General features: G+C 74.4%; 28 protein-coding genes. 25 read left to right on the forward strand and 3 right to left on the reverse strand.

Features of this window, described 5'->3' with window-relative positions; all coding sequences use genetic code 11:
- The first annotated feature begins 7 nt into the window (after positions 1 to 7).
- The 19 genes from prfA to KKR89_RS05310 all read left to right on the forward strand — a co-directional run bounded on the left by prfA (position 8) and on the right by KKR89_RS05310 (position 15608).
- The gene (prfA, locus tag KKR89_RS05220) at positions 8 to 1072 is read left to right on the forward strand and encodes a peptide chain release factor 1 (protein WP_243891252.1); all 1065 of its coding nucleotides are present in this window, start codon (positions 8 to 10) and stop codon (positions 1070 to 1072) included.
- A complete protein-coding gene (prmC, locus tag KKR89_RS05225) occupies positions 1069 to 1995 on the forward strand; it encodes a peptide chain release factor N(5)-glutamine methyltransferase (protein WP_251141025.1) in 927 nt (308 codons plus the stop codon). The genes prfA and prmC overlap by 4 nt, the downstream gene beginning before the upstream one ends.
- Positions 1992 to 2675 (forward strand): L-threonylcarbamoyladenylate synthase, encoded by a 684-nt coding sequence (locus KKR89_RS05230; protein WP_208288010.1) that lies wholly within the window; start codon positions 1992 to 1994, stop codon positions 2673 to 2675. The genes prmC and KKR89_RS05230 overlap by 4 nt, the downstream gene beginning before the upstream one ends.
- Positions 2672 to 3781: an MraY family glycosyltransferase gene (locus KKR89_RS05235; RefSeq protein WP_208288011.1), complete on the forward strand. Its 1110-nt coding sequence runs from the start codon at positions 2672 to 2674 to the stop codon at positions 3779 to 3781. The genes KKR89_RS05230 and KKR89_RS05235 overlap by 4 nt, the downstream gene beginning before the upstream one ends.
- Positions 3778 to 4224, forward strand: a complete 447-nt coding sequence (locus tag KKR89_RS05240; protein ID WP_214765685.1) for a hypothetical protein — start codon at positions 3778 to 3780, stop codon at positions 4222 to 4224. The genes KKR89_RS05235 and KKR89_RS05240 overlap by 4 nt, the downstream gene beginning before the upstream one ends.
- A gap of 162 nt (positions 4225 to 4386) precedes the next feature.
- Positions 4387 to 5172 (forward strand): F0F1 ATP synthase subunit A, encoded by a 786-nt coding sequence (atpB, locus tag KKR89_RS05245; protein ID WP_214765772.1) that lies wholly within the window; start codon positions 4387 to 4389, stop codon positions 5170 to 5172.
- Between the two features lie 102 nt (positions 5173 to 5274).
- Entirely contained in the window at positions 5275 to 5505 is a 231-nt protein-coding gene (gene atpE / locus KKR89_RS05250) for an ATP synthase F0 subunit C (protein WP_043598826.1), read from the forward strand.
- Complete coding sequence (locus tag KKR89_RS05255) at positions 5502 to 6083, forward strand: F0F1 ATP synthase subunit B (protein ID WP_214765688.1); 582 nt, start codon at positions 5502 to 5504, stop codon at positions 6081 to 6083. The genes atpE and KKR89_RS05255 overlap by 4 nt, the downstream gene beginning before the upstream one ends.
- The gene (locus KKR89_RS05260; protein WP_214765691.1) at positions 6083 to 6895 is read left to right on the forward strand and encodes a F0F1 ATP synthase subunit delta; all 813 of its coding nucleotides are present in this window, start codon (positions 6083 to 6085) and stop codon (positions 6893 to 6895) included. The genes KKR89_RS05255 and KKR89_RS05260 overlap by 1 nt, the downstream gene beginning before the upstream one ends.
- A 68-nt stretch (positions 6896 to 6963) precedes the next feature.
- Positions 6964 to 8592, forward strand: coding sequence for a F0F1 ATP synthase subunit alpha (gene atpA / locus KKR89_RS05265; RefSeq protein WP_208288015.1), 1629 nt, complete (start codon positions 6964 to 6966; stop codon positions 8590 to 8592).
- Between the two features lie 2 nt (positions 8593 to 8594).
- Positions 8595 to 9491 carry a F0F1 ATP synthase subunit gamma gene (locus tag KKR89_RS05270; protein WP_208288016.1) on the forward strand — a complete coding sequence of 299 codons (897 nt, stop codon included), beginning with the start codon at positions 8595 to 8597 and terminating at the stop codon, positions 9489 to 9491.
- Between the two features lie 70 nt (positions 9492 to 9561).
- The gene (gene atpD / locus KKR89_RS05275; protein WP_208288017.1) at positions 9562 to 11049 is read left to right on the forward strand and encodes a F0F1 ATP synthase subunit beta; all 1488 of its coding nucleotides are present in this window, start codon (positions 9562 to 9564) and stop codon (positions 11047 to 11049) included.
- A gap of 47 nt (positions 11050 to 11096) precedes the next feature.
- On the forward strand, positions 11097 to 11384 hold the full coding sequence (locus KKR89_RS05280; RefSeq protein WP_208288018.1) for a F0F1 ATP synthase subunit epsilon: 288 nt from the start codon (positions 11097 to 11099) through the stop codon (positions 11382 to 11384).
- A gap of 30 nt (positions 11385 to 11414) precedes the next feature.
- Positions 11415 to 11864, forward strand: a complete 450-nt coding sequence (locus tag KKR89_RS05285; protein WP_214765694.1) for a DUF2550 domain-containing protein — start codon at positions 11415 to 11417, stop codon at positions 11862 to 11864.
- A 27-nt stretch (positions 11865 to 11891) separates the two neighbouring features.
- Positions 11892 to 12587 (forward strand): endonuclease NucS, encoded by a 696-nt coding sequence (gene nucS, locus KKR89_RS05290; protein WP_214765697.1) that lies wholly within the window; start codon positions 11892 to 11894, stop codon positions 12585 to 12587.
- Complete coding sequence (locus tag KKR89_RS05295; RefSeq protein WP_214765700.1) at positions 12587 to 13192, forward strand: hypothetical protein; 606 nt, start codon at positions 12587 to 12589, stop codon at positions 13190 to 13192. Before nucS ends, KKR89_RS05295 begins: the two co-directional genes overlap by 1 nt.
- Entirely contained in the window at positions 13189 to 13851 is a 663-nt protein-coding gene (locus KKR89_RS05300) for a TetR/AcrR family transcriptional regulator (RefSeq protein WP_214765703.1), read from the forward strand. Before KKR89_RS05295 ends, KKR89_RS05300 begins: the two co-directional genes overlap by 4 nt.
- Positions 13848 to 14300, forward strand: coding sequence for a hypothetical protein (locus KKR89_RS05305; RefSeq protein WP_214765706.1), 453 nt, complete (start codon positions 13848 to 13850; stop codon positions 14298 to 14300). The genes KKR89_RS05300 and KKR89_RS05305 overlap by 4 nt, the downstream gene beginning before the upstream one ends.
- A 60-nt stretch (positions 14301 to 14360) precedes the next feature.
- Positions 14361 to 15608 carry an N-acetylglucosamine-6-phosphate deacetylase gene (locus KKR89_RS05310; RefSeq protein WP_214765709.1) on the forward strand — a complete coding sequence of 416 codons (1248 nt, stop codon included), beginning with the start codon at positions 14361 to 14363 and terminating at the stop codon, positions 15606 to 15608.
- Positions 15609 to 15630: 22 nt separating this feature from the next.
- On the opposite strand, the gene KKR89_RS05315 is transcribed toward KKR89_RS05310, so the two are convergent.
- Entirely contained in the window at positions 15631 to 16638 is a 1008-nt protein-coding gene (locus KKR89_RS05315) for a LacI family DNA-binding transcriptional regulator (RefSeq protein WP_214765712.1), read from the reverse strand.
- Positions 16639 to 16887: 249 nt separating this feature from the next.
- Here KKR89_RS05315 and KKR89_RS05320 point away from each other — a divergent pair, with 249 nt between their 5' ends.
- The 4 genes from KKR89_RS05320 to KKR89_RS05335 all read left to right on the forward strand — a co-directional run bounded on the left by KKR89_RS05320 (position 16888) and on the right by KKR89_RS05335 (position 20502).
- The gene (locus tag KKR89_RS05320; RefSeq protein ID WP_214765715.1) at positions 16888 to 18336 is read left to right on the forward strand and encodes a GH1 family beta-glucosidase; all 1449 of its coding nucleotides are present in this window, start codon (positions 16888 to 16890) and stop codon (positions 18334 to 18336) included.
- 95 nt (positions 18337 to 18431) lie between these two features.
- Positions 18432 to 18737: a hypothetical protein gene (locus KKR89_RS05325; protein ID WP_214765717.1), complete on the forward strand. Its 306-nt coding sequence runs from the start codon at positions 18432 to 18434 to the stop codon at positions 18735 to 18737.
- Positions 18734 to 19750: an HAD family hydrolase gene (locus tag KKR89_RS05330; protein WP_214765720.1), complete on the forward strand. Its 1017-nt coding sequence runs from the start codon at positions 18734 to 18736 to the stop codon at positions 19748 to 19750. The genes KKR89_RS05325 and KKR89_RS05330 overlap by 4 nt, the downstream gene beginning before the upstream one ends.
- Positions 19747 to 20502 (forward strand): alpha/beta fold hydrolase, encoded by a 756-nt coding sequence (locus KKR89_RS05335; RefSeq protein WP_214765723.1) that lies wholly within the window; start codon positions 19747 to 19749, stop codon positions 20500 to 20502. The genes KKR89_RS05330 and KKR89_RS05335 overlap by 4 nt, the downstream gene beginning before the upstream one ends.
- A gap of 27 nt (positions 20503 to 20529) precedes the next feature.
- Here KKR89_RS05335 and KKR89_RS05340 read toward each other — a convergent pair whose 3' ends face one another.
- Positions 20530 to 21009, reverse strand: coding sequence for a hypothetical protein (locus tag KKR89_RS05340; RefSeq protein ID WP_214765726.1), 480 nt, complete (start codon positions 21007 to 21009; stop codon positions 20530 to 20532).
- A gap of 22 nt (positions 21010 to 21031) precedes the next feature.
- Positions 21032 to 23257 carry a coiled-coil domain-containing protein gene (locus tag KKR89_RS05345; protein WP_214765729.1) on the reverse strand — a complete coding sequence of 742 codons (2226 nt, stop codon included), beginning with the start codon at positions 23255 to 23257 and terminating at the stop codon, positions 21032 to 21034.
- 366 nt (positions 23258 to 23623) lie between these two features.
- Here KKR89_RS05345 and KKR89_RS05350 point away from each other — a divergent pair, with 366 nt between their 5' ends.
- Entirely contained in the window at positions 23624 to 25573 is a 1950-nt protein-coding gene (locus tag KKR89_RS05350) for a hypothetical protein (RefSeq protein WP_214765732.1), read from the forward strand.
- Positions 25570 to 26631 (forward strand): hypothetical protein, encoded by a 1062-nt coding sequence (locus KKR89_RS05355; RefSeq protein ID WP_251141026.1) that lies wholly within the window; start codon positions 25570 to 25572, stop codon positions 26629 to 26631. The genes KKR89_RS05350 and KKR89_RS05355 overlap by 4 nt, the downstream gene beginning before the upstream one ends.
- Positions 26632 to 26707 lie beyond the last annotated feature (76 nt).

Below are 26707 nucleotides of genomic sequence, written 5' to 3' on the forward strand. Positions count from 1 at the left end.
CGAGGCGATGCTCGTGGAGCACGCGGAGATCGAGCGTGACCTGTCGGACCCGTCCGTGCACGCCGACGCGGCGCGCGCACGCCGGCTCGGCCGGCGCTACGCCGAGCTGGGTCGTGTCGTGCAGGCGTACCGGCAGTGGCGTGCTGCGGCCGAGGACGCCGAGGCGGCCGCCGAGCTCGCCGCCGAGGACGAGGCCTTCGCGGTCGAGGTCCCCGCGCTGCAGGCCGCCGCGGCCCAGGCCGCCGAGCGCCTGCACCGCGTGCTCGTGCCGCGCGACCCGGACGACGCGCGCGACGTCATCCTCGAGGTCAAGGCGGGGGAGGGCGGCGAGGAGTCCGCGCTGTTCGCGGCCGACCTGCTGCGCATGTACACGCGCTACGCCGAGCGCCAGGGCTGGAGCGTGCAGGTGCTCGACGCGACCCCCTCGGACCTGGGCGGCGTCAAGGACGCGCAGGTCGCGGTGAAGGCCCGGACCGCCGGGCCTCCCGAGGACGGCGTCTGGGCGCACCTGAAGTACGAGGGCGGCGTGCACCGCGTGCAGCGCGTCCCCGTCACCGAGTCCCAGGGCCGCATCCACACGTCGGCCGCCGGGGTCATGGTCTTCCCCGAGGCCGACGACGAGGGCGACGTCGACGTCGACGTCAACGACCTGCGGATCGACGTGTACCGCTCGTCCGGGCCCGGTGGCCAGTCGGTCAACACCACGGACTCGGCGGTGCGGATCACGCACCTGCCCACCGGGATCGTCGTGTCGATGCAGAACGAGAAGTCCCAGCTGCAGAACCGTGAGCAGGCGATGCGCGTGCTCCGGGCGCGGCTGCTGGCCGCCCGGCAGGAGGAGGCGGCCGCCGCGGCGAGCGAGGCGCGCCGCTCCCAGGTGCGCACGGTGGACCGCTCCGAGCGCATCCGGACGTACAACTTCCCGGAGAACCGCATCGTCGACCACCGCACGGGCTACAAGTCGTACAACCTCGACCAGGTGCTCGACGGCGACCTCGGGCCGGTCATCGCGTCGGCGGTCGAGGCGGACGACGCCGCGCGTCTCGCCGCCGCGGGCGGTGGCGCCGCGTGAACGGGACGGCCACGGCACGCGACGCGGGTCCGGGCCTGCGCGCGTACGTCGACGGTGCGACCGCCGTGCTCACCGAGGCCGGGGTGCCCTCGCCGCGGCACGACGCGATCGCACTGGCCGCGTGCGCCCTGGGCCTGCCGCGCGTGGAGCTCGTGCTGCCGCCGCCGCTGCCGGAGGGCTTCGCGCCGCGGTACGCGGAGCTCGTCGAGCGCCGCCGCGCGCGCGAGCCGCTGCAGCACATCGTCGGGCACACCGTCTTCCGCTACGTCACGCTGCGCGTCGAGCCGGGCGTGTTCGTGCCGCGTCCGGAGACGGAGACGGTCGCGCAGCTCGCGATCGACGAGGCCGCGGCCGTCGCCGCCCGGGGCGGGCGGCCGCTCGTGGTCGACCTGTGCACCGGCACGGGCGCGATCGCCGTCTCGGTCGACACCGAGGTGCCCGCGAGCCGCGTCGTCGCGGTCGACCTGTCCGACGAGGCGGTGGGGCTGGCCCGCGCCAACGCGGCCGCGGCCGCAGGCCCCGACCTGCGGGTCGTGCAGGGCGACGTGCGCGACCCCGCGCTCCTCGCCGAGCTCGACGGCACCGTCGACGTCGTCGTGTCCAACCCGCCCTACATCCCGCCGCACGCGGTGCCGCTCGACCCCGAGGTGCGCGACCACGACCCGGACGTGGCGCTGTACGGCGGCGGAGCCGACGGGCTCGACGTGCCGCGCGGCGTCATCGCGGCGGCAGCCCGCCTGCTCGCGCCCGGCGGGCTGCTGGTGATGGAGCACGCCGAGGTGCAGGACGTCGCGGCGCGCGCCGCCGCCGAGGCGACGGGCGCGTTCACCGACGTGCGCACCGTGCCGGACCTCACGGGCCGCCCGCGCACGCTCGTCGCTCGGCGGGTCGCGCACGTGATCGTGGGAGACTCGCCCGCGTGAGCATCCGTATCAAGGACGCGACCGACCCGGCGACCTGGGGCCCCGCGATCGACGAGGCGGTCAACGCCGTCGGCCGTGGCGCGCTCGTGGTCCTGCCCACCGACACCGTCTACGGCATCGGGGCCGACGCGTTCGACCCGCGTGCCGTGCAGGCCCTGTTGGACGCCAAGGGACGCGGCCGGCAGATGCCGCCGCCGGTGCTCATCCCGGACGTGCGGACGCTGGACGGCCTCGCGACCGACGTCCCCGACACGGTCCGCGCGCTGGCCGAGGCGTTCTGGCCCGGCGGCCTGACGATCATCCTGCGGGCCCAGCCGTCGCTCGCGTGGGACCTGGGCGAGACGCACGGGACCGTCGCGCTGCGCATGCCCGACCACCCGGCCGCGCTCGCGCTGCTGCGCCGCACGGGACCGCTCGCGGTCTCGAGCGCGAACCTCACCGGGCACCCCGCCGCGACGACGGCGCACGACGCGGACGGCCAGCTCGGGGACGCGGTCGCCGTGATCCTCGACGGCGGGCCGGCGCCCGGCGGCGTCGCCTCGACGATCCTCGACGCCACCGGGGACGTCCTGCGCGTCGTGCGGCTCGGGGCCGTCGACCTCGCGGCGCTCGCCGCCGTGGCGCCCGTGATGGCACCGCCCGCGCCGACGCCGGGGACGCGCGGGACCGCCGAGTCGTGAGGACCTACGTTCTCGTCGCCGTCATCGCCGCGGTCGTCACCTACCTGACGACGCCGCTGGCGCGCTGGTGCGCGTTGCGCTGGGGCGCCATCACGGCGGTGCGTGACCGTGACGTGCACGCGGTCCCGACGCCCCGTCTCGGCGGGATGGCGATGTTCGCCGGCCTCCTCGTGGCGCTGCTCATGGGCTCGCGGCTGCCCTTCCTCGAACCCGTGTACGCCAACCCGCGACCCATCTTCGGCATCGTCGGAGGCGCCGCGCTGGTGTGCGCGCTCGGTGTGGCCGACGACATCTGGGACCTCGACTGGCTCACCAAGCTCATGGGTCAGGTCCTCGCGGCCGGTTTCCTGGCGTGGCAGGGCGTGCTGCTCTACCAGCTCCCGATCGGTGGCGTGCTCAGCGGCTCGTCGCGCACCGCGGTGTTCGTCACCGTGGTGTCGGTCGTGGTCGCGATGAACGCCGTCAACTTCGTCGACGGGCTCGACGGGCTCGCCGCGGGCGTCCTCGCGATCGGCGGCACGGCGTTCTTCGTGTACGCGTACCTGCTGACCATCAGCACCCGCGACGACTACTCGAACCTCGCGACGCTCGTGGTGGGCGTGATGGTGGGCGTCTGCGTGGGCTTCCTGCCGTACAACCTCTACCCCGCCCGCATCTTCATGGGGGACTCGGGCTCGATGCTGCTCGGCTTCGTCATGGCGGCGGCGGCCATCGTCGTCACCGGCCAGATCGACTACGCGGCGGTCGTCGAGCGCGTGCGGTTCCCGGCGTTCGTGCCGATCCTCCTGCCGATCGCGGTCCTCGTCCTGCCGCTGCTGGACATGGGCCTGGCGATCGTCCGCCGGCTGCTGCGGGGCAAGAGCCCGTTCCACCCCGACCGCCTGCACCTGCACCACCGGCTGCTGGCCCTCGGCCACAGCCACCGCCGGGCCGTGGCCATCATGTACGTCTGGACGGCCGTGCTGGCGTTCGGCGTCGCGGCGCTGGCCGTCCTGTCGACCACGACCGTCCTCGTCGTGACCGGCGTGGGCGTGATCGTGGCCACGGCCCTGACCCTCGGCCCGCTGCGCGGGCGCACCCCGACATCCGTGGAGGCCCTGCCATGACCACCGATCCCGCCGCCGCACCCGCGCCGGACCCCACCGAGAGCGTGTTCCGCCGTGCGCTGCGCGACACGGGCGTGCTCCTCGGCGCGCTGACCGTCCTCGGCGTCGGCATCGGCGCGCTCGTCGCCGGGCAGCCCGGCGTGTGGGGAGCGCTCATCGGCGTGGGCCTGGCACTGGTCTTCTCGGGGACGACGGTCGTCGCGATGCTGCGCACGCTCCACTCGCCGCCGCACACGATGGCGGCGGTCGTCATGGGGACCTGGCTCGCCAAGGTGCTGGTCGTGGTGGTCGTCCTGGCGCTGCTGCGGGACCACGACTTCTACTCCCGCGGCGTGCTCGCGGCGGTGCTTGCCCTGGGCGTCGTCGCGTCGGCCGTGCTCGACTTCCGGGCCGTGAACAACGGCCGCGTGCCGTACGTCGAGCCCGGCTCCGGCAGCCGGTGATCCGCGTCACCCCACGGGCCCACCAGGAGGGGCGGACCTAGGTCAGCCATGGGTTAGGCTTTCCCCCATCCACGACGGCCAGGTGCTGCTGGTGTGCCCGCGACGAGGCGGCACCGGCCACCACGACCACAGGAGCCCGCACTGTCCAGCATCGCGACGATCCTGCCGCTCGCCGCGGACGAGAGCGGCTTCCACACCCCGACGATCGCCGACTTCTTCCCGGCGCCGTTCCTCTTCGAGGGCACCGTCTTCGAGTTCAACCGGATGCAGCTCGTCCGTGTGATCGCGACCGTGGCGCTCGTGGTGGTCATGGTGATCGCCGCCCGCAAGGCGAAGCTGGTCCCGAGCCGTGGTCAGAACGCCGTCGAGCTCCTGCTGGACTTCGTGCGCGTGAACGTCGCCGAGGACATCATCGGCAAGGAGAAGGCGCACAAGTACGTCGCGCTGCTCACGACGATCTTCTTCGCGATCCTCGCGTTCAACATCACCGGCATCATCCCGGGCCTGAACGTCGCCGGGTCGGCGCTGATCGGCCTGCCGGTCATGCTCGCGCTGTGGGTCTACGTCATGTACATCGGCGCGGGTGTCCGGGCGCACGGGCTCGGGGGCTTCCTCAAGTCCAGCCTCTTCCCGCCCGGCGTGCCGCCGTTCCTCTACGTGCTGCTGACCCCGGTCGAGTTCCTCACCGTGTTCATCCTGCGGCCCGTGACGCTGGCCGTCCGGCTCATGGCCAACATGGTGGCCGGCCACCTCATGCTCGTGCTCTGCTTCGCCGCGACGGACTTCTTCGTCCGCTCGATGTCGGGCATGAGCGTGTTCGCGGTGCCGAGCCTCCTGGGCGGGTTCGCGATCACGCTGTTCGAGGTGTTCGTCGCGGCCCTGCAGGCCTACATCTTCGTCGTCCTGGCCGCTGTCTACATCAGCCAGTCGATCTCCGACGAGCACTGACCTCACACCCCGCGGGGCCTCGGCCCCGCACCTGAGCACGAGCCCTCGGCCGACCGGCCGGGGACCCAACGGAAGGAACGAGCCATCGTGGCAGACACCAGCATGATCCTCGCCGCCGCCGACGCCGTCTCCGGGAACATCGCGACGGTCGGCTACGGCCTCGCGGTGCTCGGCCCGGGTATCGGTCTGGGCATCCTCATCGGCAAGACCGTCGAGGGCATCGCACGCCAGCCCGAGGTCGCCGGCCAGCTGCGCACCACCATGTTCATCGGTATCGGGTTCGTCGAGGTCCTCGGCCTCCTCGGCCTCATCACCGGGTTCCTCTTCCAGTGAGCGGCGCCGCGGTCTCCGCGGCCGTCGTGACGGCCGCGGGCGAAGAGCCCGAGGGCATCCAGCTGCTCCTCCCGGCCAGCTACGACCTGCTCTGGTCGTCGATCGTGCTCGTGGTCATCGCGGTGGCGTTCTACAAGTACGTGCTGCCGAAGTTCCAGACGGTGCTCGACGAGCGCACGTCGAAGATCGAGGGTGGCCTCGCCCTGGCCGAGACGGCCCAGGCCGAAGCGGCGGCGCAGCTGGCGGAGTACCAGCAGCTGCTCGCCGACGCCCGCTCCGAGGCCGCGCGCATCCGGGAGGACGCGCGCGCCGAGGGTGGGCAGATCCTCGCCGAGTCGCGGGCACGTGCCCAGGAGGAGGCGGCCCGCATCGCCGAGACCGCGCAGCGCCAGATCGACGCGGAGCGCCAGCAGGCCGCCGTGTCGCTGCGTGCCGACGTCGGGACGCTCGCGACGCAGCTCGCGTCGAAGATCGTGGGCGAGTCGCTCGAGGACGAGGCACGGCGCTCGCGCGTCGTCGACCGCTTCCTCGACGACCTCGAGGCCAGCACCACCACGAGCGCAGGCAAGGGGAACTGATGCGCGGGACCAGTCGCGCCTCGCTGCAGGCGGTGGAGAACCGGTTCGCACCGGTCGTCCGCGCCGCCGGCGGCCCGGCACGCACGATCGGCGAGGAGCTGTTCGCCCTCGTCGACGCGCTCGACGCGTCCGGGGCGCTGCGCCGCACGCTCGCCGACCCCTCGCTCGAGGCGGACGCCAAGAGCGGGCTCGTCGCACGGCTGCTCGACGGTGCGGACCCCCGCACCGTGGAGATCGCGCAGGCGCTCGTGCGCTCGCGCTGGTCGGCTGACGCCGACCTCGCGCACGCGGCCGAGCGGCTCGGGTTCGTGGCGCTGCTGTCGGCGGCGCAGAGCGCCGGGACGCTCCAGCAGGTGGAGGCCGAGCTGTTCGCCATCACCCGCGCGCTGGCCGGCCAGCGCGAGGTACGTCGCTACCTGCTGGACGAGATGTACCCGGCGCAGGCGCGTGGCGAGCTCGTCGAGCGCATGCTCGGCCAGCAGGGTGACCCGATCACCCTGGCGGTGGCGCGCCGCGCAGCGGTCGCCCCCCGTGGGCGTCGTTACGTCACCACCCTGAACCACGTCGGTGACGTGATCGCCGAGCTGCGCAGCCTGGAGGTCGCCACCGTCGTTGCGGCCTCGCCGCTCACCCCGACGCAGACGGCTCGTCTGGCGGACCTGCTCGGACGCGCCCTCGGGCGTGCCGTCCAGGTCAACGTCGTGGTGGATCCCGACGTCGTGGGAGGCCTGCGCGTGCAGTCCGGTCCCGACGTCATCGACTCGACCGTCCTCTCCCGACTCGCCGACGCACGCCGGCAGCTGGCCGCCTGACATCGCCGGAGCACCGGCCCACGACACACCGCACGCGCACGGCGCGTGCGTCAGATGAGGAGAACGCCATGGCTGAGCTGACGATCCGGCCGGAGGACATCCGCTCCGCGCTGGACAGCTTCGTGAAGTCCTACGAGCCCAAGGGCCCGGCGACCGAGGAGGTCGGACGGGTCGCGGTGGCAGGCGACGGCATCGCGCAGGTCGAGGGCCTGCCCGGCGCGATGGCCAACGAGCTGCTGAAGTTCGAGGACGGCACGCTGGGCCTGGCGCTCAACCTCGACGTCCGCGAGATCGGTGTGGTCGTCCTGGGCGAGTTCACCGGGATCGAGGAGGGCCAGGAGGTCCGCCGGACCGGCGAGGTGCTCTCGGTCCCCGTGGGCGACGGGTACCTCGGTCGCGTCGTCGACCCGTTGGGTCAGCCGATCGACGGCCTCGGCGAGGTCGCGACGGACGCCCGTCGCGCGCTCGAGCTCCAGGCTCCGGGCGTCATGGCCCGCAAGTCGGTCCACGAGCCGCTGCAGACCGGCCTCAAGGCCATCGACTCGATGATCCCGATCGGCCGCGGCCAGCGTCAGCTCATCATCGGTGACCGTCAGACCGGCAAGACGGCCATCGCGATCGACACGATCATCAACCAGAAGGCCAACTGGGAGACGGGCGACCCGAGCAAGCAGGTCCGCTGCATCTACGTCGCCATCGGCCAGAAGGGCTCGACGATCGCCGCCGTGCGCAGCGCTCTCGAGGAGGCCGGCGCGCTCGAGTACACGACGATCGTGGCGTCGCCCGCGTCCGACCCGGCCGGCTTCAAGTACCTCGCGCCGTACACCGGCTCGGCCATCGGCCAGCACTGGATGTACCAGGGCAAGCACGTCCTCATCGTCTTCGACGACCTGTCGAAGCAGGCCGAGGCGTACCGCGCGGTGTCGCTGCTGCTGCGCCGCCCGCCGGGCCGCGAGGCCTACCCGGGTGACGTCTTCTACCTGCACTCCCGGCTGCTCGAGCGTTGCGCCAAGCTCTCCGACGAGCTGGGCGCGGGCTCGATGACCGGCCTGCCGATGATCGAGACGAAGGCCAACGACGTCTCGGCCTACATCCCGACCAACGTCATCTCGATCACCGACGGCCAGATCTTCCTGCAGTCGGACCTGTTCAACGCCGACCAGCGCCCCGCCGTGGACGTCGGCATCTCGGTGTCCCGCGTCGGTGGTGCCGCGCAGGTCAAGGCGATGAAGCAGGTCTCCGGCACGCTGAAGCTGGACCTGGCGCAGTACCGCTCGCTCGAGGCGTTCGCGATGTTCGCGTCCGACCTCGACGCCGCGTCGCGCGCTCAGCTGACGCGTGGCGCGCGCCTGATGGAGCTGCTCAAGCAGGGCCAGTACTCGCCGTTCCCGGTCGAGAACCAGGTCGCGTCCATCTGGGCCGGCACCAAGGGCAAGCTCGACGACGTGCCGATCCAGGACGTCCGTCGCTTCGAGTCCGAGCTGCTGGACCACCTGCGTCGCAACACCGACGTCCTGTCGACCATCGCCGAGACGGGCAAGCTCGAGGACGCGACGGAGAAGGCCCTGGGCGACGCGATCGACGACTTCCGGCTGGGCTTCCTCACGTTCGACGGCAGCCCGCTCGTGGGCGGCCAGGACGAGGACGCCGACGTCGAGGTCGAGCAGGAGCAGATCGTCCGCCAGAAGCGGGCCTGAGCATGGCGGGTCAGCAGCGCGTCTACAAGGCGCGGATCAAGAGCACGCAGTCGCTCAAGAAGATGTTCCGCGCGCAGGAGCTCATCGCTGCGTCGCGCATCGGCAAGGCGCGCGACCGCGTCGCGATGGCGACCCCGTACTCGCGGGCGATCACGCGTGCCGTCTCGGCGGTCGCGACCCACTCCGACACGTCCCACCCGTTCCTGGTGGAGCGCGACGACACGCGCCGGGTCGCGGTCCTGCTCATCGCCTCGGACCGCGGCATGGCGGGCGCCTACTCGGCGAGCGTCATCCGCGAGACCGAGCGTCTCGTGCAGCAGCTCGAGGGCGAGGGCAAGCAGGTGGCCCTGTACGTCGCGGGCCGTCGCGCCGTCGCCTACTACACGTTCCGTCAGCGCGAGCTGGCGGGGCGGTGGACCGGGTTCTCCGACGCACCCACGCCGGAGATCGCGGACGAGATCGCCGACGCACTGCTGGACGCGTTCCGCGCCCCGGCGGAGGACGGCGGGGTCGCCGAGGTGCACGTCGTGTTCACCCAGTTCGTGAACATGGTGACCCAGCGGCCGCGTGTCATCCGGATGGTTCCGCTCGAGGTCGTCGAGGGTGTCGCACCCGTGGGTGAGAACGACGCACTGCCCCTCTACGAGTTCGAGCCGAGCCCGGAGGAGGTGCTGGACGCGCTGCTGCCGCGCTACGTGCGCACGCGCATCTACGCCAACCTGCTCCAGGCGGCGGCCTCCGAGCTCGCGGCGCGGCAGCGGGCCATGCACACGGCCACCGAGAACGCCGAGGACCTCATCCGCACCTACACGCGACTGGCCAACCAGGCGCGTCAGGGCGAGATCACCCAGGAGATCAGCGAGATCGTGTCGGGCGCAGACGCGCTCGCGTCCTCCTGACCACGAACGCAGCACGACACCGACCCCTGCCGGGCGCCTGAGCGGCCCGGACGAGTGAAGCGAGGCAGACATGACCGCCACCACCGTCGACGCGACGGCCGCGAACGCCGGCACGCCCGGCGTCGGCCGGGTCGCGCGGGTCATCGGGCCCGTCGTGGACATCGAGTTCCCGCCGGACCAGATCCCCGAGATCTACAACGCGCTCGAGGTCGACATCGACCTCTCGACGCAGGGCGAGGGCGAGGCCGCCGGCGGCTTCACCATGACGCTCGAGGTCGAGCAGCACCTGGGCGACTCCCTGGTGCGCGCGATCGCGCTCAAGCCGACCGACGGCCTCGTCCGCGGCGCGCAGGTGCGCGACACGGGCCTGCCGATCTCGGTGCCCGTCGGCGACGTGACCAAGGGCCACGTCTTCAACGTCACCGGCGAGGTGCTCAACCTCGCCGAGGGTGAGACCCTCGAGATCACGGAGCGGTGGCCGATCCACCGCAGGCCCCCGGCCTTCGACCAGCTCGAGTCGAAGACCACGATGTTCGAGACCGGGATCAAGGTCATCGACCTGCTGACCCCGTACGTCCAGGGCGGCAAGATCGGCCTGTTCGGCGGTGCCGGCGTCGGCAAGACCGTCCTCATCCAGGAGATGATCCAGCGCGTCGCGCAGGACCACGGCGGTGTCTCGGTGTTCGCCGGTGTCGGTGAGCGCACGCGTGAGGGCAACGACCTCATCGTCGAGATGGAGGAGGCGGGCGTGTTCGACAAGACCGCCCTCGTCTTCGGCCAGATGGACGAGCCGCCGGGCACGCGTCTGCGCGTCGCCCTGTCGGCCCTGACGATGGCGGAGTACTTCCGCGACGTGCAGAAGCAGGACGTGCTGCTCTTCATCGACAACATCTTCCGCTTCACGCAGGCGGGCTCCGAGGTCTCGACGCTGCTCGGCCGCATGCCCTCCGCGGTGGGCTACCAGCCGAACCTGGCGGACGAGATGGGTCAGCTCCAGGAGCGCATCACCTCGACGCGTGGTCACTCGATCACGTCGCTCCAGGCGATCTACGTGCCCGCGGACGACTACACCGACCCGGCACCGGCGACGACGTTCGCCCACCTCGACGCGACGACCGAGCTCAGCCGTGAGATCGCGTCGCGCGGCCTGTACCCGGCCGTGGACCCGCTGGCCTCGACCAGCCGGATCCTCGACCCCCGGTACGTCGGCCAGGAGCACTACGACGTGGCGACGCGCGTGAAGTCGATCCTGCAGCGCAACAAGGAGCTCCAGGACATCATCGCGATCCTCGGTGTCGACGAGCTCTCCGAGGAGGACAAGACGATCGTCGCGCGTGCGCGCCGCATCCAGCAGTTCCTCTCGCAGAACACCTACATGGCCGAGAAGTTCACCGGCGTCGTCGGCTCGACGGTGCCCGTGAGCGAGACGGTCGAGGCGTTCAAGAAGATCGCGGACGGGGAGTTCGACCACATCTCGGAGCAGGCGTTCTTCAACATCGGTGGCCTCGAGGACCTCGAGCGCAACTGGGCCCGCATCCAGAAGGAGTACGGCGTCTGAGCCCTCGGGCCCAGACGACGTACCGCACCGACTCAGGAGGCAGCACGGTGGCACAGCTCGAGGTCGACGTCGTCGCAGCGGACGGCAAGGTGTGGTCGGGTGCCGCGCGTCAGGTGTCGGCGCCCGCAGCCGACGGGGACATCGGCATTCTGACGGGGCACACGCCGATCCTGTCGGTGCTGCGCCCGGGCGCGGTGCGCGTGGTCCCGGCTGGGGGCGGTGCGGTGTTGTCCTGGCAGGTCGACGGGGGATTCCTCTCCGTCGACTCCGACCAGGTGACGGTGGTGGTCGACTCCGTCTCGACGACGGCGTCCGCCGCCTCGACCGGGCACTGACGCGGCGGACGTCGACGAGGAGGGCGCGGCGTGAACGGTCCGGCGTGGTTGGTCGTCGTCCTGGTCTCGCTGGTCGCCCTCGTCGGCGTCGTCGGGGGGCTGTGGCTCTCCCGGACCCGCACCCTGGCGCGCCGCGTGGGCTCGTTCCCGTGCGTGCTCGTCGAGATGGGGCGGGAGGCCGCGTCGTCGCCGGCGCGCGGTGTCGGGCAGTACGGCGCCGTGACGCTCTACTGGTGGCGGCGCCTGTCCATCGTGCCCCGGCCGGCACGCACCTGGTCGCGCGGCAGCATCGAGGTGCTGGAGCGGACGTTCCTGCCGCCGGCGCCGGATCGCCCGCAGGCGGTCGTGGCACGCTGCCGTGTGGTGCCGTCGTCGGGCGGCGCGCCCCGTGAGATCCGCCTGCAGATGTCGGCGGACGCGTACGCAGGCTTCACCTCGTGGCTCGAGGCGACCCCGTCCCGGGTCGGCAAGGTCATCTGACCCCGCAGCAACTGGAGGAGAGCGCGCATGCGCCTGGTCGTGGCGGAGTGTGCCGCGCGGTACACGGGCAGGCTTGCGGCGCACCTGCCGCGGGCGCGGCGGCTCGTCGTCGTCAAGGCGGACGGGTCGGTGCTGCTGCACTCCGACGGCGGCTCCTACAAGCCGCTGAACTGGATGAGCCCGCCGTGCTCGCTCGCGGTGGGGGAGCCCGACGCCGAGCAGCGCGCGGCGGGCGTGACCCAGGTGTGGACGGTCCAGAACGCCAAGTCGGACGACCGGCTCGTCATCGACCTGTACGACGTGCACCACGACTCCGCCCACGAGCTCGGGGTCGACCCGGGCCTGGTGAAGGACGGCGTCGAGGCGCACCTGCAGGAGCTGCTCGCGGCGCAGATCGTGCTGCTGGGGTCGGGGCACACGCTGGTGCGCCGCGAGTACCCGACGCCGATCGGCCCGGTCGACATCCTCGCCAAGGCGCCCGACGGCGGCACCGTGGCGGTCGAGATCAAGCGTCGCGGCGACATCGACGGTGTGGAGCAGCTCACGCGCTACCTGGATCTGCTGAACCGCGACCCCTTGCTGACGCCGGTGCGGGGCGTGTTCGCGGCACAGGAGATCAAGCCGCAGGCGCGCGTCCTGGCCGTCGACCGGGGCATCTCCTGCCTGGTCCTCGACTACGACGCGATGCGCGGCGTCGACGACGTCGACTCCCGGCTGTTCTGATGACGCCCGCTCCCACGCACGAGTTCGACCCGGCTCTTGAACATGTTCAGATGAACGTGTTCAATAGATCCATGAGCACCCCTCACGCCGCCCCCGCCGCGACCACCGACCCGCGGTCCCGCGCCCTCGCGCGCCAGGCCGCCGAGCAGCTGGGCGGCCTCGGGGTCCTCGAGCTGAACGCCTGGTGCGCTCTTCTGCTCATCACGGTCAACTCCGGCATCGGTCTCCTCACGCTCGCGCTCTCGGGGGTCTGGCCGGGCGGAGAGGCGTTCGGCGTCATGCTGGCGGTCGCGTCGTTCGGGGCGCTCGTGCCCGTCCTCGTCGTGGGGTGGCCCGTCGGCGTCCTCACGGCCTGGCTCCTGCGGCGCGAGCCGCGCGAGAGCCGTCACGTCGTGGTGTTCGCCGTCGTCGGCGCGGTGGCAGCCGTGCTGCTGGGGCTCGTCGGTCGCGACCTCGCGCCCGATCCGGTGATCTCCCTGGTGCTGGCCGCCGAGGGCGCTCTGGGTGCCGGTGGCGGACGGCTGCTCGTGGGGCGCGCGCGACGTGCCCTCGCGCGGCGCCGCGCTGCGCAGCCGGCGCCCTGCGCCGCGACGGCGGAGCCGTGACCGCTCGCCGGACCGCGGACGAGACCCGCGAGCTCATCCGTACGACCGCGCTGCGCCTCTTCCGGGAGCGGGGGTACGACGCGACGACGATGCGCGTCGTGGCCCAGGAGGCCGGCGTCGCGGTGGGCAACGCTTACCACCACTTCGGGTCCAAGGACGACCTCGTGCAGGAGCTCTACCTCGAGGTGAACCGGGAGCAGGTCGCGCACGCGCGGGCGCAGCTCGCCTCGGGCGGGGACCTCGCCTCGCGCGTGCGCATCGCGTGGCTGGCGGGGATCGACGCCTTCGGGCCGTACCGGCAGTTCGGCGCCGAGTCCATCGGCACGGCGATCCGTCCGGGCTCCCCGGCGAGCCCGTTCTCGGAGTCCTCCGCGTCGACCGCCGAGCTCAGCCGCTCGCTGTTCCGCGATGTTGTCGACGGTGCGCGGCCCGCCGTGCCTTCCGCGCTGCGCGCGGAGCTGCCCGAGCTGCTGTGGCTCGCGCAGCTCGGGATCACGGTGTTCTGGGTGCACGACTCCTCGCCCGACGCCCGGCGCACGCGGGTGCTCATCGACGGCCTCGCACCGCTCGTGGGGCGACTCGTCGCGCTGTCCCGGCTGCCGGTCGTCTCGGGTGCCGCGCAGGAGGTGCTGCGGCTGGTGGCGGCGGTGCGCCCGTGACCCGCCTCTGGACCTTCCCCGCCGTGGCGGGCGTCGCGGCGGCCGTGCTGACGGTGTGGCTCGTGCGCGCGGTCGGGATCCTGGTGGCGCAGGGCCCGAGCGCCTCGGTCGTGACCGTGCCCTCGCTCGGGCTCCTGTACACCGCGGGCCCCGCCGTCCTGTGCGCCGTGCCGATCGTGGTGCTCGCGCGCGCCCTGCGGGCATGGCTCGGCCGGTCGGCCGGGGTGTCCACCGTGGTGGGGCTGGCGGGAGGCGCGCTCGTCGGCGTGGTGCAGACGTGGGTGCTCCTCTCGTCCTGGCCGTGGGACCTGTCGTCCGGCCTGCTGGTGGAGATGGTCGGGCTGCCGGCGCTCGGTGGCGTCGTGGGCGGTCTGGTCGCCGGTCTCGTGGCCCGTCGGCGCGACGCCCGCGACGCCGGTGACCCGCCAGGGCGCACGCGCGTCCGCTGAGCCGCGGCGTCACCCGTCACGCCGCGGTGCCGCGTGCGGGTCCTGCGCGATGATGGGCGCATGGTGGACGACCTCTCGGACGTGCCCGGTGCGTCGACGGTGCGCGGGGACGTCGTCACGCCGTCGGGGGTGCTGCACGACGGCGCCGTGGTGGTCGACGGCGGGTGGATCGCCTGGGTCGGACCGGCGGGTGCCGCTCCCGTGCGTGACCTGCCGCCCCCGCCGCCCGCGGGCACGTTGGTGCTCCCGGGCCTGGTGGACCTGCACTGCCACGGCGGGGGTGGTGCGAGCTTCCCCGACGCGACCGGTGCCGACGAGGTGCGCCGCGCCGCCGACGAGCACGCGCGCCACGGCACGACGACGCTCGTCGCGTCGCTCGTGACCGCGCCGCGAGAGGTCCTGCTGGCCCGCACGGACCTGCTCGCACGGGCCGCGGACGCAGGGGTCGTCGCGGGCATCCACCTCGAGGGCCCGTTCCTGTCGCGCGCGCGGTGCGGTGCGCAGCACCCGCAGCACATGGTCACGGGCGACGCCGACCTGGTCCGCGAGCTCGCGGCCGCGGCGCGCGGGCACCTGGTCTCGATGACGGTGGCACCCGAGGTCCCCGGGGTCGCGGACGGGGGCGACGACGTCCTCGCCGCCCTCGTCGGGGCGGGCGCGCTGCCCTCGGTGGGGCACACGGACGCGTCGGCCGAGGAGGTCGAGGCAGCGATCACGCGCGCGTTCGACCTCCTCGCTACGTCGGCCCGGGCCCGCGGGCCGCGCGCGACGGCGACGCACCTGTTCAACGGGATGCGCCCGCTGCACCACCGCGACCCCGGTCCGGTCGCGGCGTGCCTGGCCGCGGCGTCGCGCGGCGAGCTGGTCGTGGAGCTGGTCGCGGACGGCACCCACCTGGCGCCGGCCACCGTGCGGGCGGTCATGGACCTGGTGGGTCCGGACGGCGCCGTGCTCGTCACCGACGCGGTCGCGGCGGCGGGCATGCCCGACGGCGACTACCGGCTCGGGCCCCGGGCCGTGCGCGTGGCAGACGGTGTCGCCCGCGTCCTCGAGGACGTGCCGGGAGGTGCGCGCGGCACCGGCGCGATCGCGGGCAGTGTCGCGCACCTGCTCGACGTCGTCCGCACGACGGTGGCGGGGGGCGTGCCCATGGTGGATGCGGTCCGGGCCGCGTCGGCGACCCCCGCCCAGGTGCTCGGGCGGCACGACGTCGGCGCGCTCGTCGCGGGACGACGGGCCGACCTCGTGGTCACGATCGACCTCCTGGAGCCCGTTCGCGTCATGCGTGCAGGTGCCTGGATCACCTGACGCCGCCGCCGGCGCGCCGAGGTCAGGCGTGCGGGGGAGTGGTGCTGGCGCGCAGGACGAGCCGGGGCGCCAGCAGCCGCGTCTCGGCGGGCTCGGCCCGCAGGACGCGAGCCATGGCCATCTCGACGGCGACGGTCGCGATGGTGTGCGCGGGGATGTCGATGCTCGTGAGCGGCAGCGGCTGACCGAGGGCGACGTCGGGTGGCGACACCGCCACGAGGGAGATGTCGTCGGGCACGTCGCGGCCGCGCTCGCGGAGCGTCGCGAGCACCCAGGGCAGCGCCACCTCGTTGTGGACGACGAGCGCGGTGACGTCGGGCAGACGCGCCAGCACCCGGTCGACGGCGTCGGCGGCACCCACGCTGGAGGACTCGCACGGTTCGACGACACCCTCGAGGCCGGCTGCGGCCACGCCGTGGGTGAATCCGTCGATGATCCGCTCGGCGTACGAGGTGTGACGTTCCATCACGGCACGCGGGGACCCGATGAGCGCGATCCGGCGGTGGCCGAGGTCGGCGAGGTGCTGCACCGCGAGGCGTCCCACGGCGTCGAAGTCGAGGTCCACGCACGACAGGGGGCCGGGGTCGCGCGGCAGGCCGATGAGCACGGCGGGCTGGCTGAGGCGGCCGAGCAGGGGCACCCGAGGGTCCTCCGCCTCGACGTCCATCACGACGAGCGCGTCGACCATCGAGCCGGACGCCACGCGCTCCATGCCGGCGATCTCGTCGGAGGTCAGGAGCAGCACGTCGTGGTCGAAGGTGCGGGCGGCGGTGACCACGCCCGCGACGAACTGCATGATGACCGCCACGTCGACGTCGACGCGCAGCGGGGCCATGAGGGCCAGCACGTCGGTCCGGCTCGACGCCAGAGCTCGGGCGCCGGCATGGGGGCGGTAGCCGAGGGCCTGGATCGCGCGCTCGACCCGTTCGCGCGTGGGTGCCGAGATCGGGCGCTTGCCGGACAGCACGTACGACACGGTCGAGGTCGACACCCCCGCCGCTCGTGCCACATCGTCGATGGTGCTCGCCACGTCGCTCCGTCCGTCAACGCGTTGCGCGCCCGCAGGCTCGCTCCGTCCCGCGTGACGTGCCTCACCCTAGCGCGGCCCGCAGGCCCTACGGTGGGAGGGCGGCAGGTCGTCCGAGGGGGTGCGGGAGCGGTCCCACCCTGTGTATCGTATCGATTCGATTCGCGCCGCACCGATGCCGCGCGACACGGCGAGCGACCCTCCCGGTCCGCCGGCACACCCCTGAACCGCGCACCTCTCGGAGGCCATGCCATGACCCGCACGACGAGGCCGTCCGGCCGCCAGTTCCCCGCCGACTTCCTGTGGGGCTCCGCGACCGCGTCCTACCAGATCGAGGGTGCCGCGGCCGAGGACGGGCGCGCGCCGTCCATCTGGGACACGTTCGCCCACACGCCCGGCAAGGTGCTCAACGGCGACACCGGTGACGTGGCCGTCGACCACTACCACCGGGTGCCGCAGGACGTCGCGATCATGGCGGACCTCGGACTGCAGGCCTACCGCTTCTCGATCGCGTGGTCGCGGATCGTGCCCGCCGGCACGGGCGAGGTCAACCAGGCCGGTCTCGACTTCTACTCCGACCTCGTGGACCGGTTGATCGCCGCCGGCATCAAGCCGGTCGTGACCCTTTACCACTGGGACCTCCCGCAGGTGCTCGAGGACCAGGGCGGGTGGACGTCCCGCGCCACCGCGTACGCGTTCGCGGAGTACGCGCGCGTCGTCGCCCGCGCCCTGGGCGACCGGATCCACCTGTGGACGACCCTGAACGAGCCGTGGTGCTCGGCGTTCCTCGGCTACGGCTCCGGCGTGCACGCCCCCGGTGTCACCGACCCCGCCGCGGCGCTCACGGCGGTGCACCACCTCAACCTCGCGCACGGCCTCGCCGCCACCGCGATCCGCGAGGAGCTCGGCGCGGACACCCCGGTCTCGATCACGCTGAACCTGCACGTCACCCGGGCGGCGTCGCACGACGCCGCGGACGTGGAGGCCAAGCGCCGCATCGACACGATCGCGAACGAGGTCTTCCTCGGCCCGCTGCTCGAGGGCGCCTACCCGGAGCGCGTGACCGCCGACACGGCGACGATCAGCGACTGGTCCTTCGTGCAGGACGGTGACCTCGAGCTCATCCGCGTCCCGATCGACCTGCTCGGCGTCAACTACTACTCCACGGGTCGGGTCCAGCACGGCACGCCGCCGGTGGGCGACGGCAAGCCCGGTCCCGACGGGCACCGCTCGTCGGTCGTCAGCCCCTGGATCGGCGCGGACCAGGTCGAGTGGCTCCAGCAGCCGGGCCCCTACACCGCGATGGGCTGGAACATCGAGCCCCAGGGCCTCGTCGACCTCCTGCTCGAGCTCCACGAGCGCTACCCGGCGCTGCCGCTCGCGATCACCGAGAACGGCGCGGCGTTCTACGACACGGTCACGCAGGACGGGCGCGTCCACGACGCCGAGCGCGTCGCCTACCTGCACGACCACCTCGACGCCGTCGGCGAGGCGCTGGACAAGGGCGTCGACGTGCGCGGCTACTTCGTGTGGTCGCTCTTCGACAACTTCGAGTGGGCGTACGGCTACGACCGCCGCTTCGGTGTCGTGCACGTCGACTACGACACCCAGGTCCGCACGCTGAAGGACTCGGCGCGCTGGTACCGCGAGCTGGTCCGCACGGGCGAGATCCCCACGCCGGAGTCGGCCGCCACCCTGTGACACCCGGCCGCCCGGTCCCCGGCCTCGTGCCGCGCGCGAGGAGCGGGACCGGGCGGCATTGGTGCCGGGGTCGCCCGCCGGGTGAGGATGGTGCCGTGCCCCGCTCCCGCCGCTCCGAGCGCCGACCGTACGGTGCGCCGTACGTGCCGCTCGACGTCGACCGGGCCACGGGCGGCCGCCGCGCCGAGTCCGGCCCGGACGGCGAGTGGGTCGTGCAGCAGGTGCGCGGCTCCGACCGCGAGTACCGCTGCCCGGGCTGCGACCAGGTCGTGCCCGCGGGCAGCGACCACGTCGTCGCGTGGCGCACCGACTCGTGGCGGGGTGACGGCCTCGAGGAGCGCCGGCACTGGCACGACGCCTGCTGGCGGGCCCGCACCCGACGCGGCCCGACGCGGCGATGACGGCAGCCCCCGACCACGCGTGGGACGTGCCCGGCGAGAGCGACGTCCGGCTCGTCGCCAGCGACCTGGACGGCACGCTGCTGGGTCCCGACGGCGCCGTGTCCCGGCGCACCGCGGACGCGCTCGCGGCCGCCGAGGACGCCGGGCTCGACGTCGTGTTCGTGACTGCCCGGCCCCACCGCTGGCTGGCTGATCTCGCGTCCCACGTCGCCGGCCACGGCGTGGCGATCTGTGCCAACGGCGCGTCCGTCGTCGACGTCGCCGGTCTGCGGGTGCTGGAGGAGCACGGCATGGACGCGCGGCGCGTCGCCGCCGTCGCCGCCCGCCTCCGCGCCGCGTGGGGAGCCGACGCCGTCCACCTGGCAGCCGAGAGCGCCGACGGCTTCGCGTCCGAGCACGGGTTCGTCTCCGAGCACGAGGTCCCCGCCGGCAGCCCCACCGCCGTGCGCATCGAGGACGTGCTGACCCCCACCACGCTCAAGCTCCTGCTGCGTGCCCCCGGGCGGCTGCAGGAGGCCGACGCGTTCGTCGCCGAGGCGCAGGCGGTCATCGGCGACCTCGCGCACGTGACCTCGTCCGCCGCCGGCGCGCTCGGCGAGATCGCTGCCCCCGGGGTCACCAAGGCCGCCACGCTCGCCGCCTGGGCGGCCGCACGCGGCATCGCCCCGGCGCAGGTGTGGGCCGTGGGTGACGCCCCCAACGACCTGCCCATGCTCACGTGGGCGGGGCGCGCGTTCGCGGTGGCCAACGCTCACCCGGCGGTCCGCGCCGCGGCCCACGAGACGCTGCCGTCCAACGCGGACGACGGCGTCGCGGTGCTGCTGGACCGGGCGGCCGCACGCGCGCGCGCCCGGGCCGCGGACGGCAGCACGCTCGCTAGGCTCGGTGACGAGGGCGCTCCCCACGGGACGGCGTCCACCGGGACGAGGCAGCTGCCGGACGTGCAGGGCCGCCGGTCCACCGGCACCCGGTCCGTCGACACGCCGCCAGCCGGCACCCAGGAGGACGCATGACCGCCCCCACCCCGATCGTCCTGCTGCACGCCTTCCCGCTCGACCACCGGATGTGGGACGAGGTCGCCGCCGGCCTCGCCCGCACGCACGAGGTCCTGGCGCCGGACCTGCCGGTCGCGCTCGGCGAGCCGCTGCCCGAGCCCGCGCTCGAGCACGCCGCGGACGCCGTGGCCGGCGCGATCCGCGCGACGGGGCCCGGACCGGCCGTCGTCGTCGGGCTCTCGATGGGTGGCTACGTCGCCCTCGCGCTCCTCGAGCGGCATCCCGAGCTCGTCGCCGCGCTCGCGCTCGTCGACACGAAGTCGACCGCCGACACCCCGGAGGCGGCGGCGAAGCGGCGGCAGGTCGCCGACGCGGTGCAGGAGGCCGGCAGCGTGGACCCCGTGCGCGCCATGCCCGACGTGCTGCTGGGGGAGACGACGCGCAGCGCGCGTCCCGACGTGGTCGAGCGTGTCACCGCGTGGATCGGGGAGCAGGACCCCGCCCGGGTCTCCTGGGCGCAGCGGGCGATGGCCGCGCGTCCGGACCGGACGGACGTGCTGCGGGCGTTCGACGGGCCGGTCACGGTCGTCGTCGGCGACGAGGACTCCGTGACGGGCACCGACGCCGCGGAGCACATGGTCGCGGCGGTCGAGCAGGCGCTGCTCGTCGTGGTCCCGCGGGTCGGTCACCTGTCGGCGGTCGAGGACGCGGACGCCGTGCGCAGCGCGCTGGCCGACCTCGCCCAGCGGGTTCACGACCCGGTGGCCTGACACCCCGCGCGCGGGGTGCTCCCGGCGCTAGACCTCGCCGGCGAGCACCCGCGCGAGCGCGTCGGGCATGTCGATGGACTCGCCGTCCTTGCCGCCCGCCCCGATGACCAGCGGCGGGTCCTGGGGCGTGGGCTGCACGCCGCGCAGGCGCGCCACGAGGCTCGTCGGCGTCGTCAGGACGTAGAACTCCCCGGCGGTGTCGATGCCGACCGTCTCGTCGCGGCGGAGGTACCAGCCCCGCAGCGGCGTCCGGTAGCGGGCGCGGCCGTCGTACGACCGCACGTGCAGCGGCACGGGGTCGACGCCGAGCGCGCGGGCTCGCTCGAGGAACTCCGTGATCATGGCGCGCGCGCGGGCCGACTCGGCGCGCTGGCGCGCCGCGAGGGCCTCGCCGTGGGCGCTCGCGGCCTCACGACGCTGCGCGCGCCAGCGAGCGGCCCGGTCGTCCGCAGAGGCGGGGACCGGGCTGCCCTCGGTGCCGTCCGGCACCGGCTGCTGCGGGCTCATCGCGTGCTCCTGCGCCGCTGGATCAGCGCGGGCCGGAAGAGGCGTCCCGCGCGTCGTCCTGCTGGCGCACAGCGGGCGAGGGCACGACCGGGATCGCGGCGGAGACGGGTGCCGGGCGCGCCTTGGAGCGTGCCGGTCGCACGGGACGCACCGGGCGGGCCGTCGGGTCCGACTCCGGCGCGGCCTGCCCGTCGTCGGTGGGGCGAGCGTCGGACGTGCCGTCGACCGGTGCGTCCACCGCGGACTCGCTCGTGCCAGGAGACGTGTCCGCCTGGGTGCCCTCCGGAGCGTCATCGGTAGGACGGTCGGTCGCCTCGTCCGGCGTCGCGGCGTCCTGCTCCGCCCGCTCCGGGCTCGCCCCGCGCGCCGGTGCCGCCTGCGCCTGCGCGAACTCCGCCTCGATCCGGCCTGCCTTCTCCAGCGCGGCGGGGTCCGGGTTGGTCCCCAGCAGGTGGCGCAGCTCGTCGAGGTAGGACGTGATCGACTCGCGCTGCCGGTGCAGGTCCTCGACCTGGCGCGTCGCGGTGCTGCGCTCGCGCTCGGACTCGGTGAGCGCGTCCGAGATCTGCTTCTCCGCGTGCTCGCGCGCCTCCGCGACCGCACGGTCGGCGTTGCGTCGGGCGTTGGCGACGAGCTCGGCCGCCTGCTTCTCCGAGTCGATGCGCACCTTCTCGGCGTGCGCCAGGGCCTTGGCGACCCGCTGCTCCGCCTCCGAGGCGTGCGCCTCGGCGTCGGCCACCAGCCGCTCGGTCTCGACGCGGGCCGACTCGTGCCGCTCCGCGTCGTGCCGCTCGGCCGCCTCGTGCTGGGCGGCGATCGCGAGCTCCGCATCGGCGAGCTGCTGCTCGGCGCGCCGGACGAGCTCGTCCGCCCGCGTCCGTGCCTGCGTGGTCGCCTCGGAGATCGCCCGGCGTGCCTCCGTCTGGAGGCGCTCGATCTCCAGACGCGTGCGCTCGCGCAGCTCGGTCGTCTCGCGCTCGGCGGCCGCGAGGGCCTCGGCGGTCTCGCGGTCGGTCGTCGCCCGCAGCTCGTCGGTCTCGCGCTGCGCGGTCTCGCGCAGGTGCGCCACCTCGTGGCCCGAGCGCTCACGCAGCTCGGTCGTCTCCCGGTCGGCCAGCGCCCGCAGCTGGGCCGCGTACTGCTCGGACTCGGTGCGCAGCGTCGCGACGGCGTCCTCCGCCTCGGCGCGCGCCTGGGCGATCTCGTCGCCGGTCGTCGAGCGCAGCTCGCTGGCCTCGCGCTCCGCCGTCGCCCGCACGTACGCCGCGTACTGCTCGGCCTCGCCGCGCAGGGCCGCGACCTCGGCGGCGACCCGCTGCTGCAGCGCCGCGGCGTCGCGCTCGGCAGCGGCCCGCGTCGCGTCCGCGTACTCGGCGGCGGCCGCCCGCAGCGCCGTCGTCTCCTCCGCCGCCGACTGCCGCCACGCGGCGACCTCGGCGTTCACCTCGGAGCGCACGCGCGCGGCGTACCGCTCGGCGTCGCCGCGCAGCGCCGCGACGTCGGCCTCGACACGCTGGCGCAGCTCGGTGGTGTCCTGGTCGGCGCTCTGGCGCAGGTCCTGCGCGTAACGCTCGGTCTCCTCCCGCAGCGCGGCCGTCTCGGCCTCCGTGCGGGTGCGCAGCTCGGTCGCGGTCCGCTCGGTCGCGATGCGCAGCTGGGTCGCCTCGTGCTCGACGCGCGCGCGGAGCGTGCCCAGCTCGCGCTCGAGGGACGTGCGACGGTCGCTCTCCTCGGTCGCGACCGCGCTCTGGATGCGGGCCGCCTCACGCTCGGCCGAGCCGACGAGCTCCTCTGCCCGGCGCTGCGCGGCCAGCAGCGAGCTCTCGGTCTCGGTCGCCGCGGTCGTCCGGATCTCGTCCGCCTCGCGCCGGGCTGTCGCGAGCAGCTCGGCCACCTCGTTCTCCGCCCGGGCGCGCAGCTGCCCGGCGGCCAGCTTCGCCCGCGCCAGCGCGTCGGCCGCCTGCGCGTTCGCCTGCGTCATGACGTCGGACGACTGCTCCTCGGCCGATCGCAGCAGCTGCTCGATCCGGGAGCCGAGGCCCGCGTACGTGGGCCGCTCGGCCTCCCGCAGCTGGCGGTGCACCTCGGAGAGCTCGCCGGCGACCTTCAGCTTCTCCGAGTCGAGCGCCTCGACCTGGGCGCGCGCGTCGGCCAGGGCCTTCTCGAGCGAGGTGAGGGTCTCGTCGACGGCGTCGCGGTCGTAGCCGCGGAAGTTGACGACGGGGAACGGGTTCCGGGCTTCGGGCACGGGTGATCCTCCTGGGAGAGGGGCCCGGCGGGCGGCTGCGGCCGAGGTCCTCCTCGACGAGCCGGTGCCCCTTGGTCAGGATACGCGGGAGACCCGCTGTGACCAGGGCCGTTCACCGCGTGGGAGGGGTCATGCGGGCGCGGTCGCGGTGCCGGCCGGGCGTCGCCGGGGGATGCCCTGGGTGCGGGCGCCCGGTTCGTCCCGTAACGTCCCGCCGGGGTCTCGCGGAACGGTGCGTCGAGGTGGCACCAGGGGTGCACGAGGCGTGGAGGTGGCGTGTCGATCGGGGCCGATAAGTCGCCCCCGTGCGGTCCTCCGCGGCCCGTCTGCCTATCCTGGGGCGTTCGTCAGTCGAGAGGATCGTGAGTGCTCAAGCGACTTGTCGTCGCCCTGGTCGGTCTCGTGGGCGTCGTCGTCATCGCCCTCGGGGTGGCCTCGGCGACCCTGTGGCGTGCCGACGACGTGCTGGTGGCCGACCTGCAGGCCGACGAGAACCTGGTCGTCACGGACCCCGGCGTGCTGGAGCTCGCCGCCTCCGAGGTGACCGTCCGTGCCGAGGGCGACGGCCCCGTGGTCCTGGCGATCGGCCGGGACACGGACGTCTCCGGATGGGTCGGGACGGACGCGCACCAACGGGTCACGGGCCTTGCCGGCTGGCACGAGCTCGCCGCCGAGGACGTCGTCGCGCCGACCCCGCAGGACGAGGCGCCCACCGAGGGCGAGGCGCCCGCCGAGGGTGAGGCGCCCGCCGAGGGTGAGGCGCCCGCCGAGGGTGAGGCGCCCGCCGAGGGTGAGGCGCCCGCTGCGACGGTGCCCGACCCGACCGGCTCCGACCTGTGGGTCGCCGAGGCGACCGGGGACGGTGCCGCCGAGATCACCTGGGAGGCGCAGCCGGGGCGTTGGAGCGTGCTGGCGGCGAGCACGGACGGCAGCCCGCTGCGTCTCTCGCTCGCGTGGCCGCAGGTCGTGACGACGCCGTGGCTCTGGCCGTGCGTCGCGGTCGGTGCGCTGCTGCTGCTCGCCGCTGCGGGTCTCCTGCTGCGCGACGTGCGGCGCGCGCGCCGGGGTGCGGACGAGGACTGGGTCCCCGTCCTCACCGGCCCGCTCCCGACCGTGGACGAGGCGGGCGGTCCGGTCCAGCTCACGCGACGGCAGCTCCGCGAGCTCGCGGCCCACGGGGCGGCAGCCGGCACAGGTGTCCGGGCGCCGCGCGACGACGCGCCCCAGCACGCCGACTCGACGCAGCCCGTCCCCGCCGACGCGAGCACCGCTGCTGCCCCTGCCGCCGCGACCGCCGGACGGCCCTCTGGAGCGTCCGACGCGCTCGCCGACGAGGACGCGGCGCCGACCGGTCCGGGCCGCGGGCGTGGTGCGCTCGCGGGCATGGCTCCCGCCACCCGGCGTGCGCTGCGGGCGGTGACGTCCCTCGGCTCGAACCCACGTGAGGACCAGCCGGCTGCGGCGGACGCACCCGAGACCGCGGGCGGGGCACCGGCGACGGATCCGGTGGCACCCGCGGCGCGTACCGACGCCGCGCCCGTCCGTGGCGACCGCCCGGCGTGGCGCCCGTCCGTGGCGCCCGGCACCCCTGCCTCGGCGGATCCGGCGCGATCCGCGGCCCCGGCGCGCTCGGGGGGCCCGACGCCTGCTGCCGCGCGTCCCGCGGGACGTCCGGACGCGCCCGTGCCCGCCGGCTCCGCCCCCGCCGGTGTCCCGTCCGCGGGGTCGCCGCGGTGGTCGGTCGGTGGCGACGCACCCTCGCCGTGGGCGGCCGGACCGTCCACGCCCGCCCGCCATGGCGACGCCCCTGCGGCGTCCGGTCCCGCTCACCCCCACGGCCGGCCGGCGTGGCTGGAAGCCGCCGCACCGTCCCCGGGCGCGCGCCCGGCCGGCGGCGGCCTGCCGGCTCCCGGCGCCCCCGGTTCGCCCGACGCGCCGCGGAGCGCACGTCCCGCACCGGCCGGTCCGACCGGCGGCGGCAGGCCGGCCCCGAACGGTCCGTCGGCCGCCGTGCCGACCGCCAGCGCACGTCCCGGGGCGCCACGCCCCGGCTGGGCACCCGTGCCGCCGCCCCCCGGCCCGGTGGCCGGCCGGGCGTCCGACGCGCCGGCTCGTCCCGCGCCCGCGGGATCTGCGGCACCGGACGCCGGGAGCGCCGACGCGCCGCGTCCGGCCTGGCTGCGCGACGCGCCGGTGCCGAGCGGTCCGCGCGCGGGCGCCTCGGAGCCTGCGGGCGGGTCGCGTGCCGACGCCTGGCGTCGGGCATGGGGACTCGCCTCGACCGATGACGACACGACCTCGGAGGAGGAACGATGAAGGGCCGTCGACTCGCGCCCGTGCCGCTCGACGGCGACCCGGGCCGCCGTCCGGGCCGGAGTCGTCGCCGACGGCTCTCGGTGACGGCCATGGTCGTCCTGCCGCTGCTCGGGCTCGGCGCGTGCAGCACCCCGCTGCCGACGGCGGACCCGGAGCCCGTCCCTGCTGTCGCGCCCCCGGCCGTGTCGGTCGCGCAGGCCCAGCGGGTGCTCGACGCCGTCGCGGAGGTCGTCGCGGCGGGCGACGCAGCTGGTGACGCCGCCACGCTCGCGCCGCGACTCGAGGGGCCGGCACTGGCGATCCGCACGGCCGAGTACGTGCGCAACACGGCCAACGCCGGCACACGACCGCCCACGGTCCTGCCGTTCGACGAGCAGGCGCTCCTCGTGCCCGAGACGGACACGTGGCCGCGCACGCAGCTGGTCGTCACCGAGCAGCCGGCCGACCTCCAGGCGCCACGCGTCCTCGTGCTCCGTCAGGCGTCGCCGCGCGACCCGTACAAGCTGTGGGGCTGGGCACGGCTCCTCCCGTCGGTGGAGACCCCCGCGACCGCGGCGCCAGAGGAGGGCAGCCCCACGCTCCCGCCGGACGCCGAGGGTCTGCTGATGACGCCGCGGGACGCCGTCGCGCAGTACACCGACGTGCTGGCGAACGGTGACGTGTCGTCGTACGTCGGCAGCTTCGCGCCGGACTCGTTCCGGTCGGCGATCGAGGCCGAGCGGGGCGCGGTCGTGACGCAGCTGGCCGACGCGGCGACGCTCACCCAGACCTACGCACCGGTCTCCGACCCGGTCGTGACGCTGGGGACCGTGGACGGCGGGGCCATCGTCGTGAGCGAGATCGCGACGACCTCCACGGTCACCCTGCCCGAGGCCGGCGGAACCATCACGGTCGAGCCGTTCTACTCGGCTCTGGCCGGGGGAGCCACGACGGCGGGCACGAGCCTGACCCGCACCTTCTCGGGTGTCGTCGTCATGTACGTCCCGCCGGCCGACAGCGGCGCCCAGGTCCAGGTGCTCGCGGGCGAGCAGTCGGTCACCGGCGCGTCCGCGCAGTGACGTCCGGCAGAATCCTCCGTGACGCTGCGGCGCGGGTGAACCGCGCGGCGACGTCCGGTCCCACCTGAGCACGACG

Source organism: Cellulomonas dongxiuzhuiae, assembly GCF_018623035.1.
GTDB classification, from domain to species: domain Bacteria; phylum Actinomycetota; class Actinomycetes; order Actinomycetales; family Cellulomonadaceae; genus Cellulomonas; species Cellulomonas dongxiuzhuiae.

Excerpts from the sequence above, each read along its gene's own strand:
- prfA (WP_243891252.1), top strand. The coding sequence starts at position 8 with ATGCTCGTGGAGCACGCGGAGATCGAGCGTGACCTGTCGGACCCGTCC.
- KKR89_RS05240 (WP_214765685.1), top strand. The coding sequence starts at position 3,778 with ATGACCACCGATCCCGCCGCCGCACCCGCGCCGGACCCCACCGAGAGC.
- atpE (WP_043598826.1), top strand. The coding sequence starts at position 5,275 with ATGATCCTCGCCGCCGCCGACGCCGTCTCCGGGAACATCGCGACGGTC.
- KKR89_RS05260 (WP_214765691.1), top strand. The coding sequence starts at position 6,083 with ATGCGCGGGACCAGTCGCGCCTCGCTGCAGGCGGTGGAGAACCGGTTC.
- atpA (WP_208288015.1), top strand. The coding sequence starts at position 6,964 with ATGGCTGAGCTGACGATCCGGCCGGAGGACATCCGCTCCGCGCTGGAC.
- KKR89_RS05270 (WP_208288016.1), top strand. The coding sequence starts at position 8,595 with ATGGCGGGTCAGCAGCGCGTCTACAAGGCGCGGATCAAGAGCACGCAG.
- atpD (WP_208288017.1), top strand. The coding sequence starts at position 9,562 with ATGACCGCCACCACCGTCGACGCGACGGCCGCGAACGCCGGCACGCCC.
- nucS (WP_214765697.1), top strand. The coding sequence starts at position 11,892 with ATGCGCCTGGTCGTGGCGGAGTGTGCCGCGCGGTACACGGGCAGGCTT.
- KKR89_RS05295 (WP_214765700.1), top strand. The coding sequence starts at position 12,587 with ATGACGCCCGCTCCCACGCACGAGTTCGACCCGGCTCTTGAACATGTT.
- KKR89_RS05310 (WP_214765709.1), top strand. The coding sequence starts at position 14,361 with ATGGTGGACGACCTCTCGGACGTGCCCGGTGCGTCGACGGTGCGCGGG.
- KKR89_RS05320 (WP_214765715.1), top strand. The coding sequence starts at position 16,888 with ATGACCCGCACGACGAGGCCGTCCGGCCGCCAGTTCCCCGCCGACTTC.
- KKR89_RS05330 (WP_214765720.1), top strand. The coding sequence starts at position 18,734 with ATGACGGCAGCCCCCGACCACGCGTGGGACGTGCCCGGCGAGAGCGAC.
- KKR89_RS05335 (WP_214765723.1), top strand. The coding sequence starts at position 19,747 with ATGACCGCCCCCACCCCGATCGTCCTGCTGCACGCCTTCCCGCTCGAC.
- KKR89_RS05340 (WP_214765726.1), bottom strand. The coding sequence starts at position 21,009 with ATGAGCCCGCAGCAGCCGGTGCCGGACGGCACCGAGGGCAGCCCGGTC.
- KKR89_RS05355 (WP_251141026.1), top strand. The coding sequence starts at position 25,570 with ATGAAGGGCCGTCGACTCGCGCCCGTGCCGCTCGACGGCGACCCGGGC.